This is a genomic window from Aquimarina sp. I32.4 (genome assembly GCF_002924285.1).
Classification (GTDB): domain Bacteria; phylum Bacteroidota; class Bacteroidia; order Flavobacteriales; family Flavobacteriaceae; genus Aquimarina.
Genome location: NZ_PGUB01000121.1, coordinates 1 through 11,933, shown reverse-complemented (window position 1 = coordinate 11,933; position 11,933 = coordinate 1). Strand labels below are relative to the sequence as shown.

At 31.4% G+C, this 11,933-nt stretch carries 12 protein-coding genes; 8 read left to right on the top strand and 4 right to left on the bottom strand.

Features of this window, described 5'->3' with window-relative positions:
* Nucleotides 1-401: 401 nt before the first annotated feature.
* Complete coding sequence (locus tag CVD18_RS19240) at nt 402-2,090, top strand: M23 family metallopeptidase (RefSeq protein WP_103867134.1); 1,689 nt, start codon at nt 402-404, stop codon at nt 2,088-2,090.
* Nucleotides 2,091-2,104: 14 nt separating this feature from the next.
* Nucleotides 2,105-4,573, top strand: coding sequence for a carboxypeptidase-like regulatory domain-containing protein (locus CVD18_RS19235; protein WP_103867133.1), 2,469 nt, complete (start codon nt 2,105-2,107; stop codon nt 4,571-4,573).
* A gap of 20 nt (nt 4,574-4,593) precedes the next feature.
* On the opposite strand, the gene CVD18_RS19230 is transcribed toward CVD18_RS19235, so the two are convergent.
* The gene (locus CVD18_RS19230) at nt 4,594-5,745 is read right to left on the bottom strand and encodes a cysteine desulfurase family protein (protein WP_103867132.1); all 1,152 of its coding nucleotides are present in this window, start codon (nt 5,743-5,745) and stop codon (nt 4,594-4,596) included.
* Between the two features lie 249 nt (nt 5,746-5,994).
* Here CVD18_RS19230 and CVD18_RS19225 point away from each other — a divergent pair, with 249 nt between their 5' ends.
* Nucleotides 5,995-6,897 carry a hypothetical protein gene (locus tag CVD18_RS19225; RefSeq protein WP_103867131.1) on the top strand — a complete coding sequence of 301 codons (903 nt, stop codon included), beginning with the start codon at nt 5,995-5,997 and terminating at the stop codon, nt 6,895-6,897.
* 11 nt (nt 6,898-6,908) lie between these two features.
* Nucleotides 6,909-7,925, top strand: a complete 1,017-nt coding sequence (locus tag CVD18_RS19220) for a hypothetical protein (protein ID WP_103867130.1) — start codon at nt 6,909-6,911, stop codon at nt 7,923-7,925.
* A 25-nt stretch (nt 7,926-7,950) separates the two neighbouring features.
* Here the strand turns inward: CVD18_RS19220 and CVD18_RS19215 are convergent, their stop codons facing one another.
* Both CVD18_RS19215 and CVD18_RS19210 read right to left on the bottom strand, forming a co-directional pair.
* A complete protein-coding gene (locus CVD18_RS19215; protein WP_103867129.1) occupies nt 7,951-8,499 on the bottom strand; it encodes a DNA mismatch repair protein MutS in 549 nt (182 codons plus the stop codon).
* 2 nt (nt 8,500-8,501) lie between these two features.
* A complete protein-coding gene (locus tag CVD18_RS19210; protein WP_103867128.1) occupies nt 8,502-8,714 on the bottom strand; it encodes a hypothetical protein in 213 nt (70 codons plus the stop codon).
* Nucleotides 8,715-8,898: 184 nt separating this feature from the next.
* On the opposite strand from CVD18_RS19210, the gene CVD18_RS19205 reads away from it, so the two are divergent.
* The 4 genes from CVD18_RS19205 to CVD18_RS19190 all read left to right on the top strand — a co-directional run bounded on the left by CVD18_RS19205 (nt 8,899) and on the right by CVD18_RS19190 (nt 10,204).
* On the top strand, nt 8,899-9,171 hold the full coding sequence (locus tag CVD18_RS19205) for a DUF2752 domain-containing protein (protein WP_199185110.1): 273 nt from the start codon (nt 8,899-8,901) through the stop codon (nt 9,169-9,171).
* Nucleotides 9,172-9,183: 12 nt separating this feature from the next.
* Nucleotides 9,184-9,507, top strand: coding sequence for a CCC motif membrane protein (locus CVD18_RS19200; RefSeq protein ID WP_103867126.1), 324 nt, complete (start codon nt 9,184-9,186; stop codon nt 9,505-9,507).
* Nucleotides 9,508-9,592: 85 nt separating this feature from the next.
* The gene (locus CVD18_RS23540; RefSeq protein WP_103867125.1) at nt 9,593-9,883 is read left to right on the top strand and encodes a DUF2752 domain-containing protein; all 291 of its coding nucleotides are present in this window, start codon (nt 9,593-9,595) and stop codon (nt 9,881-9,883) included.
* A 9-nt stretch (nt 9,884-9,892) separates the two neighbouring features.
* Nucleotides 9,893-10,204 (top strand): CCC motif membrane protein, encoded by a 312-nt coding sequence (locus tag CVD18_RS19190; protein WP_103867124.1) that lies wholly within the window; start codon nt 9,893-9,895, stop codon nt 10,202-10,204.
* A gap of 87 nt (nt 10,205-10,291) precedes the next feature.
* On the opposite strand, the gene rocD is transcribed toward CVD18_RS19190, so the two are convergent.
* A complete protein-coding gene (rocD, locus tag CVD18_RS19185; RefSeq protein WP_103867123.1) occupies nt 10,292-11,533 on the bottom strand; it encodes an ornithine--oxo-acid transaminase in 1,242 nt (413 codons plus the stop codon).
* Nucleotides 11,534-11,933 lie beyond the last annotated feature (400 nt).

Below are 11,933 nucleotides of genomic sequence, written 5' to 3'. Positions count from 1 at the left end.
CTAAAATAGAAACTCCGCAATTAGCTATAAATCTAATTCTTGAACAGCATCAAAGATACATCAAACAACTACTAAGAGACCAAGAAAAGAACAATCAAACCTAAGATGACAAAGTAGGATTACTATGTTTACTATATAAAGTAGCCATTAGCTCCTTTATTACAGACATCAATATTGCTTTACTATTGGCAACCACGAGGAATTAAATGGTCTCTTAGAAAACATATCTCCAGAAGAGTAGCAGAACATGAAAACTAATGTTAACAAAGTTTGTACAAAAATTATTTCGGGTGAATACCTGAATAATGCTATTAATCAAGCATTGAAAATGATATAATCTATTAAAAAATAAGTAGCTTTATAAGCTCAATTAAAAATCTATAACAGTACCCCTTCTTTATATGAGAAAAATTATAACTTTTATTTTATTCGGTTTTTCCTTTGGTTACGCACAAAAGAATCTACCTAAAGACTATTTCATAAACCCTCTTGATATCCCAGTAGTAGCTTCTGGAACATTTGGTGAACTTAGGTCCAATCATTTTCATTCAGGATTAGATATGAAAACCAAAGGGGAAGAAGGTCTAAAAGTATATGCTGCTGCTGCTGGAAGAATAAGTCGAATAAAGGTTTCACATGGCGGTTACGGTAAGGCGCTATATCTTACTCATCCAAATGGATATACTACTGTATACGCACACTTAAAAAATTTCTCTCCAGAAATTGAAGCTTTTGTAAAAGAAAAACAATACGCAAAAGAATCTTATCAAATAGAACTTTTTCCTAAATCAGGAACTCTAAATGTAAAACAAGGTGATATTATTGCCTATAGTGGTAATACAGGAGGTAGTTCAGGGCCACATTTACATTTTGAGATCAGAGACCCAAGAGCTAGGCCTATGAATCCAATGATTTTTGGCATAGAAGTTAAAGATACCAAAAAGCCAATCATACAGAGTCTTTGGGCATATAGCTTTGGTAAAAATGCACATGTAAACCAAACTCAAAAACCTGTTAAATTAAAACTTACTCCTCTAGAAGGTGGAAGCTACAAGGCTGAAAGTATATCAGCTTATGACAAGATTGGTTTTGGTGTATCAACCATAGACAAACAGGATCTTGCAGCAAATAATAATGGTGTTTATAAAATTATCACAGAAATCAATGGTCAAGAAAATTTAAAAATAGAAATGAATCGTTTTTCTTTTGGTGAAACCAGATACATAAATAGATTGATCGATTATTCATATTTCAAAGAACACCGAAATAGAATTACCAAACTTTTTGTAGAAAAAAACAATCCGCTGACTATTTACAAAAAGAAAACAAATAATGGTTTTTTAACTATCAAAGATAGCCTCTCTTATAATTATATAATTCACATAAAAGATTATAAAAACAATACCACAGTAATCAAAGTACCTATCCAAGGAAAACATACAGAGTCTATAACCAAGAAAGAACACATAACAACAGAAGAGTATGCCAAAGCAAATGAGAATTACACATATAGTTCTGGAATTTTTGATCTTTTAATTCAGAAAGGGAGTTTATATCATGATACATACCTAGATATATCTGTAAGTGGAGAAACTGCTAAAATCCATAATAACAAAACCCCATTACATAAAAATATGACTTTAGCTTTTGATGTTTCTAAATATAAAGAAGCTGATAAAAAAAAGCTTTATATCGGTCGAATAAATGGTTCCAAAAAATCTTATTATTCCAGAACTTCCAAAAGAGGGAATAGATTATCTACCAGGACACGAACCTTTGGAACATATGGTGTATTTAGTGATATCCGAAAACCAACTATCGTTCCTATTAATGTTTCTGATAATAAATGGTTGTCTGATGCTACACATCTAAAAATTAAGATTAATGATTCTGAATCTGGAATAAAAAGTTATAGAGGTACTATTAATGGTAAATTCATCTTATTAGAATATGATTATAAAACAGGCATGCTAGTTTATGATTTTAATGATAAAATTATCGCAGGTTCAGAAAATAATTTTAAACTTGTGGTGTTAGATAAGGTGAATAACAGAGCAACATTTGAAACTACATTCTTTAGAAAACCTTAAAACACTCTTATCTCTTGAAACCTAATTTTTTCTTTTCCTTATTTTTTTTAGTAGCAATTAACAACTTTTCTATTGCTCAAGATGCAATATTAAAAGGAGTAATCCTTGATGAAAACAAAACTCCTGTTCAAGGAGCCAATATCTCTTATGATACCTCTGGTACTCAATCTGATCAAAATGGTGTTTACCAACTAAGTATCCCTGCCGATCAAGAAGTTGAAATAAGCATATCACATATTAGTCTAAAAAATGTACAGTTCGTAATTCGGCTTGAAAAAAATCAAGAATATGAATTCAACCCAGTATTAAAAGCTGATGTTGAGCAAATAAGTGAAGTTATTATCTCTGGTAGAGAAAGAAAAATTGTAGAAGGAATTACAACATTAGATCCTGAAACTATAAGAACAACTCCTTCTGCAAATGCAGGTGTTGAAGGGCTCCTTAAAAGTTTACCTGGAGTAAGTTCTAATAATGAATTAAGTACACAGTACTCTGTACGTGGAGGAAACTATGATGAAAATCTAGTATATGTAAACGAAATTGAGGTATATCGCCCTTTTCTAATTCGATCTGGTCAACAAGAAGGATTAAGCTTTGTAAATACTGATTTGGTACGTAATGTCGATTTTTCGGCAGGAGGTTTTCAAGCTAAATATGGGGATAAGCTTTCCTCTGTTTTAGATATCACTTATAAAAGACCAACAAGACTAGGAGCAACTGCAGATATTAGTCTTTTGGGAGGAAGTGTATCTGCTGGTGGAATTTCTAAAAACAAAAAACTCTCTGCGATTGCAGGGCTACGATATAGAGATAATAGTTTATTGGTAAATGCTAAAAACACAGAAGTCAATTTTAGACCCAGATTTGCTGATGTACAAACCTATCTATCATACAGCTTCTCTGATAAATTTGAATTAGGTTTTTTAGGTAATGTATCGCTTAATAGATACAACTACGAACCCCTAGAAGAACAAGTCAATTTTGGCACATTACAATCTGTACAAGCACTAACTGTCTTGTATAACGGACAGGAAAAAGATAGGTACTCTACCTATTTTGGCGCTTTAAAAGGAACATATAATGTTAATGATCGCCTAACTCTTAAACTAATTACCTCTGGATATCATACTCAAGAACAAGAATATTATGACATTCTTGCTTATTACTCATTAGGAACAGTCAATACAGATATTGGTAGCGAAAATCTAGGAGAAGTAACATTTAGTGAAGGCATAGGTTCTCAATTAACACATGCTAGAAATGACCTTGATGCATTAATACTTAATATAGCACACAAAGGAACATATACTATAGATCAACATCAATTTGATTGGGGGATCAAATATACTACAGAAGATATCAGAGATCGTTTACAAGAATATGAGGTTATTGATTCTGCTGGTTTTTCTATACGACCTCCAATATTAGATCTTATAAATGATCAGCCATATACGCCAAATGTAAGCCCGATTGTACCTTTTACCAGTGTAAGAGCTACAAATGACACTAAAATAGATAGAATCTCAGGTTTTGCACAATATAGTATACGATCCAATATAAAAGAAAATGAAATATGGGCCAATATTGGAATAAGAGCACATAACTGGAATATTGCAGGAAGTACTGTTAATAGTTCAGATTCTCAAATTGTATTTAGCCCAAGAGCTCAAATTGCATTAAAACCTAACTGGAAAACAGATATGATTTTCAGAGCCTCAGGAGGAATATATCATCAACCTCCTTTTTATAGAGAATTACGAGATTCTTTGGGAATTGTACAACCCGATGTAAAAGCACAACAATCTATTCATGTTGTGCTAGGTAATGATTATAGTTTTTCTATGTGGAAAAGGCCTTTTAAACTCACTACAGAAATATATTATAAAAAACTAGCAGATGTAAACCCTTATACCATAGAAAATGTAAGAATACGGTATCGAGCCAGAAACAATGCCAGAGCATATGCACAGGGAATTGATGTACGTCTTAACGGAGAGTTTGTACCTGGAACAGAAAGTTGGGTTAGTTTTGGGTATCTAAAAACCGAAGAAAATATTGATGATAGAGGATATATATCTAGACCAACAGATCAACGATTAAAGATTGGAGTATTATTTCAAGACTATGTCCCCACTATACCTAGTTTAAAAATGTATTTGAATATGGTATACCAAACAGGAGTTCCGGGTGGTTCTCCTAGTTATGCAGACCCATATAATTATCTAACACGGCTAAAAGATTATCGAAGAGCCGACCTAGGTATTTCATATCTCATCGTCGATAAAAATAAAAGACTTAAAGAGGGTCATTTTCTTAATGTGTTTCAAGAACTATATCTAGGATGTGAAATTTATAACATCTTTGATAATCAAAATGCCATCACCAACACCTTTGTTAGAGATGCAGCTAGTAGACGACAATATGCTATCCCAAATTTCTTGACCCCCAGAGTTTTCAATGTACGCCTAGGAATGAAATTTTAAAACTAAAAAACCTGAATTCACTATTCTTCTTCTATAAATTTTTTCAAAACCTCTACCACATATGCTATCTCCTCTTTTGTATTATATTTTGAAAAAGAAAAACGTATTGATGGCTTTTTTAAATCCTCATCAGATAGTATCTCAGTTAGCACATGAGACCCTTTACCACTTCCGCTTTGACATGCACTTCCTTTTGAACAAGCAACTCCATTAATATCCAAATGAAACAATAGTATCCCTGATTTTTCTTCTGAGATAGGAAGACATACATTAATCAAAGTATATGTACTTTTATCAAAATCACAACAACTTGCATTAAATTTTACTCCATCAATTGCAGTACTCAACAAATCAATAAAATATTTTTTTAAACCTGCAATATATTCCTTTTCTGTATCCAGATTTTCATATGATAATCGTAATGCTTCATCCATTCCTACAATATTATGCACACTTTCTGTTCCTGCACGATACCCTCTTTCTTGTTCTCCTCCAAAAATCAAAGGCTTCAACCCAGAATTTTTACGAATGTAAGCAAAACCAATACCTTTTGGGCCATGAAACTTATGAGCGCTTACCGCAGTAAAATCAACATTCAATGTACTTAGATCAACATCATAATGGCCTATGGTTTGAACCATATCACTGTGAAAAAGTGCACCATACTCTTTGCACAAATTACCAACTTTTTGAATATCTAAAATAGTACCTACCTCATTATTGATATGCATTAGACTTACCAACACCTTCTCTTCTGAAGTGCTTACTAATGATTCTAAATGTTTATAATCGATACTTCCATCAGTATTTATATCTACATAACTCACCTTTATCTCAGTACGGTTTTCTATCTCCTGTACAGTATGCAATACTGCATGATGCTCTACCTTTGAAGTAATTATATGTTTTACTCCTAAGTCTCTAACTGCACTATTTATTGCGAGATTATCAGCTTCTGTCCCTCCTGAAGTAAATATAATTTCTGAAGCTTTCACTCCTAAATATTTAGCAATATTTTTTCGAGTTTGCTCAATATGATTTTTGGCTGATCTACCATAACTATGTATTGAAGAAGGATTTCCGAAATCTTCTTTTAGTACAGAAACCATTCTTGTAATAACCTCCGGTCTTACCTCTGTGGTAGCCGCACTATCAAAATAAACCTTTTGCATAAAACAAAATAATTAGGTGTTTAAACAAATTAATCAAGACTTTTAACAAAAAGAACATCGTCTTTTTGCAATATTCCTAATTTTTATGGAAACAAAACTAATCTAAATAAAATTATTTTCAACCAGACGTGTTATAATCTTTCAATTCCTTTACTTTTGTCTCAAAATGTTAAAACATTTTAGTTTTTCTCTCGTCTTTATATACGAATGAAATATAATAAGCTATATCCCAAATTAAATTAAAAAAAAGTGACAAAATATTTTTCTTTTCTTTTTCTTCTACTAGGCCTTTCCTCTTGTGATGATGGTGATATTATAATTACTGGTTTTGAATTTGATGATGCTACTCTAGAGCTTTGCAAAGGTGCTAAACAAAACGAGTTCGTCTTTTTCAAAATTAATAAAGATAATAATGAGGCTATAGCATTTAGTTTCGTTAATGAAACTTATTCTGATACAATTCCTACATCAACACCTATAACGATCGAACTAAGTAAGGACAATAGTAATCTAGTTTACAGAAACTTTAATCTTGCTGTTACCAGTACTTATTTTTGCTCAAACGTACCCTCTAGTGAAATTGCTATAGAAGAAGAACTTAAAGGGGTTCAAGGTACTGTAGAAATTCTGAATGAAATTAGTCTAGAAGATGACAATGATGGAATACCTGCGGAAGATGAAGACATAAATGGAAACGGTGATCTAAATGACGATGATACTGATGGGGATGGGATTCCTAATTATAAAGATCAAGACGATGATAATGATAATATTCTTACAAGTGTAGAATTACCTAATGAGATTGCTAATAATGATGACCCCAGAGATACAGACAAAGATAATATACCCGATTATCTAGAAGAAGATGATGATAATGATGGTATTTTAACTCGATTTGAAGATGCCGATGGTGATGGAAGCCCAAGAGATGATAGAGATCCTATATCAGGAACTCCTTTTTACCTAGACGCTCAATCAACCAATACTCCAGTTACTGTAGAACCAAAGCTTGATAATACTGTACAAACAACTTTTAGAACCACAGTATCTGTAAACAATCTTGCTTTTGATGGTAATAACGAAATTTTTAAAGACAAAAATTTCTCTTTCGGTTTTATAGATGTACCAACTCCTATAACTACCAAAAAATAATAGTTCATATTATGATAAATAAAATTTCTTATTTCGTAATTTTTATTGTTATACTATCTGCTTGTAGTGAAGGAGATATAATTGAAAATGATATCAATAATTTTACAGCAGAATTACAAAATTGTTTTAATGATAGTAAAAACACCTTTGTCTTTTTCAAAGTTGATAATAATACCAATAGTGCATTATCGATGAATTTTACTAGCACTACTTTTGATATCACTCCAGAAACCAATGACATCTCTATTTCCGAACCAACAACAATACCTTTAAACGCAGACAGTAATCAACTTATTTACAGAGAGTTTGAAAACACTATTACTTCAAATTATTTTTGTTCAATCATTCCTCCCAGTAACAGTACAATTACTGAAGAACTGGTAAGTTCTGATGGAACTTTAGAAATAAGCTATTCTGAATTAGATCCTACTGCAAATACTCAAAAAAGATATATCCGAACATTAACTGTTCTCAACTCTACTCTTCTAGGTGATGGTCGTACAATTCGTAATGAAGTATTAGTTTTAGGTAGTGATACTATAGAAGCCGATATATCTATTGATTTTACGGGCGACATAAAAACCTGCTCAGAAACTACCCCTAATACATTTACTATTTATAAAGTAAATACAACAGATAGAAATAAAGCGATTTCATTAAACTTTACAGATGAAACTTTTGATGTTATACCTGTATTAGCAAATATATCAGAAGATACACCTATTACAATTACATTAAATACTACCAGTAACATAATAACTTACAGAGAATTTAGCGATACAATACCTGAACCAAACGTAATAGAAACATTTTGCAACAACCTTATTCCAAGTAGTATTAGTACAACCAGAGAACTTAAAAGTACTAATGGTGTTATAGAAATTAGTTATAAAAAATTAGCTCCTGTAGAAGGTAAAGAGCGAGTAAGTAGAACTTATACACTAAAAAACATTATTCTAGAAGGTACTGGTACACCAATAACTGTAGAATCATTAATAGTAGGTACAGAGGAAATTACTTTAGAATAGTACAAGTAACGTACTAAAAAAACGATTACCTTGGGTTTTGTACAATATATATCTCCATTGCACCTAACCCATATTTCTTATAATCACCATCAGAAATTCGTATATTATCATATCTACCAAAGAGGTATTTAAGCTCCTCTTTTAATACCCCTTGTCCTACTCCGTGTATAAAGACAATTTTAGGGATACGTTTACTAATAGCAAAATCCAACTGTCTTTTTGCAGTATCTAACTGTAAGTTTATAATATCGTGATTTGCCATTCCTTTTGTAGATTTTATCAATTTATTGATATGTAAATCCACTTCCATAGGAGGAATCGTACGTTCTTTTGATTTTGTAACAGTTCTTTTAGGTCTTTTTTTAAAAACCTCTTTCTGTTGCAAATTTTTACTTACCTCTTCATAAGAAGGAATAATCATCTCTCCTGATTTAATTCTTACAACTTCTCGTATAAAAAAAGTCATTTCGAATCCATCCTCAGTTTCTATAACAACCTCTTCAGGTGTAACCTTTATAACTTTACCGTCTATAGGATCATCTATAACAGATACAATATCTCCAATCTTAATCATAACTACTCTTCCTCTTCAATGTATTGTTCAGAATTAACTTCTGTTTTTGATTTTACATTGGTATTTACCCAAAAAATTCCAAGCATCAAAAAAACCAATCCAGCACTCTGTATATAATAGTTTTTTTCATTTGAAGAAATCTCACTTATAATCGCAATAGCACCTATAAGAATAAAAAGTATACTTACTTTTTTTTTGACCTTACTGTAATTCATGTTGTGTATTATACTTTATTATCTTATAACTATTATAACTAATTAATACTTCTTTATATATCAATCACTCCATATTGAGAATCGCAAAAGTATTAAATAATAGATTTTATACCTTATAATAAAATAACTTAATTATGTATCTTGCAAACAAAAAGTACTTAAATCATTACTATTGGAAAAATATATGCTTCCTTGCCTTAATAAAAAACTATTAGGGATAGATTGCTTGGGTTGCGGTATGCAACGTTCTATTGTATTATTTGCAAAAGGTGAATTTGTTGTTGCATTTCATATGTATCCAGCAATATATCCTTTGTTTATTTTATTACTTTTTATTTGTTTTAATTTTTTTATCCCTTTTAAAAATGACAGAATTATTAAACTAGGCTTAATAATCATATCAGTACTTACAATTATTATAAGTTATATAATCAAAATGAATTATTTTTTAAACTAATCAAATCACACTATGGAAAAACAAACTTTACCCAATTCAACTCTTATCTTAGTATTTGGTATCCTATCAATAGTAGGGTGTTGCTGTTATGGGGTTTTAGGAATTATATTTGCGATTGTAGCTTTGGTATTAGCAAAAAAAGCAAATGTTTTATATACTGAAAATCCAGAGCTGTATGATGGATATAGCAATGTAAAAACAGGTAAAATACTAGCAATTATTGGACTTATATTAAGTATCATCTACTTAATATATGTTATTATCTTATTTGCAACCGTTGGTATGGATGGGTATATGGAAATGATAGAAGAAATGAAAAGATCAGCAGGAGCATAGTTCCTCTATAAATTATTGTAAAAGAAAACTGTTCAGGGTATCATCTTGAGCAGTTTTTCTTTTTAAATTTGTTAAAACTTTAGTATTGGAATCTATTATCAACTATCTAGAAAATCACCTTCTACAATGCCCAACAAAAAAAATGATTGGTATAGATTGTCTAGGTTGTGGACTTCAACGAAGTTTCATATTACTTATAAAGGGAGATATAACTGCTTCTTTAATGATGTATCCAGCACTTATCCCCTTACTAGTTATGCTTGGCTATCTAATCGTACATCTTTTTTTTAAGTTAAAAAATGGAGCTAAAACTTTACAATTCTTCTATATCTTAAATAGTATACTTATTATTGCAAATTATATTATAAAATTCTAATATACCAATATGGAAAACAAACAACAACTACCTAATGCTACTCTAGTATTAATTTTCGGAATAGCTTCTATAGTAACCTGTTTTTGCTATGGAATACTCGGATTAATATTTGGTATTATAGCATTAGTAATAGCCAAAAAATCTAAAGAAATATATTTAGCAAACCCAGAATTATATATTGGATATGAAAATCTAAAAGCTGGTAGAGTATGTGCATTGATAGGAACTATTCTTAGCGCACTATACTTTTTAATCATTATAGCTTATTTTATTTTTATTGGAGCCGCCATGATGCCTTGGGGAGAAATAATGAATCAATAACATTATACTACTGTCGGAGTATTATACTTACTTAGTGAATAAAAAAGGAGGCTAAAAATAGCCTCCTTTTTTATTTAATCAAATATATTATTCAAAGTCTTTTAATGTCTTCGTGATAATTGATACACAATCCAACAATTGTTCTTTATTCATTACCAATGGTGGTGCAAAACGTATAATATTACCATGTGTAGGCTTTGCAAGAAGTCCATTTTCTTTAAGAGCAACACAAATATTCCATGCTGTTTCGCTCTCTTCATCTTCATTAATCACGATAGCATTCAATAAACCTTTACCACGAACAAGGTTTACTATTTTGGAATCTTCTATATACTTATTAATCTCTGATCTAAACAACTCACCAAGTTCTGATGCATTTCTTGCCAGTTCTTCATCTTTTACTACCTCTAGAGCAGCAATTGCCACTACTGCAGCAACAGGATTACCACCAAAAGTACTTCCATGATTCCCTGGTTTGATAACCTCCATAACAGCGTCATTTGCCAACACCGCAGAAACAGGATACGCGCCACCACTCAATGCTTTACCCAAAATCAATACATCAGGCTTAACATTCTCATGATTAACAGCTAATAATTCACCAGTACGTGCTATTCCCGTTTGTACTTCATCTGCAATAAACAATACATTATGCTTTTCACACAAAGCTTTTGCTTTTGTCAAATACCCTTCTGAAGGAACATATACTCCAGCTTCTCCCTGAATAGGCTCTACCAAAAATCCAGCAACATTCTTATTACCTTCTAATGCTTCTTCTAGAGCTGATAAATTATCATATTCTATTTTGATAAATCCATCAGTATAAGGGCCAAAGTTTTTTCTGGCTACAGGATCATTAGAAAATGAAATAATTGTTGTTGTTCTCCCATGAAAATTATTTTCACAAACAATAATTTGAGCATCATTCTCTGAAATACCTTTCTTTTCATACGCCCATTTTCTACAAAGTTTTAATGCAGTCTCTACAGCTTCTGCACCAGTATTCATAGGTAATAGCTTATCAAAACCAAAATATTCTGTAGCAAACTTCTCATATTCACCAAGCTTATCGTTATAAAATGCTCGAGAAGTCAATGTTAACGTTTTTGCCTGATTCACCATTGCCTCTACAATTTTTGGATGACAATGCCCTTGATTTACAGCAGAATACGCGCTTAAGAAATCATAATATTTTTTTCCTTCCGCATCCCAAACAAATACACCTTCTCCCCTATTCAAAACTACGGGTAGTGGGTGATAATTATGGGCTCCGTACTTATCCTCTAACTCAATTAGTTGTTGTGATGACTTTTTATCTAAAACTGCCATTATTCACGTATTAAAAATAAAACTTTACAATTCCTACTTTGACTATAAGTACAGGAGAGAAATCATCCCAATGAAGTTGATTGCAAATTACTAAATATACCCCTCTTTCTAAAATGTTATGGTGATATTTTTATGGTTAGTATAAAAAACTATAAATCATCAATATAACTTATGATAATAACTAAGCATATGGCGCGCCGATAGGCTAGCGCTATATGCCTTGTTGACTGATCCGGATTTGAGTAAGGGGGAAAACGTTTTTTTTTGAGTTCTCTATTAAAAGAAAAAAGTAGAGTAATGAGTATACAACAACCTACTCACTTCGCTAAAAGTATGTATTTAGCAACTATTTTTGTTTTTAACAATCTGTAATCCGCTGTTTTTAGTTTCATTAGTAGCA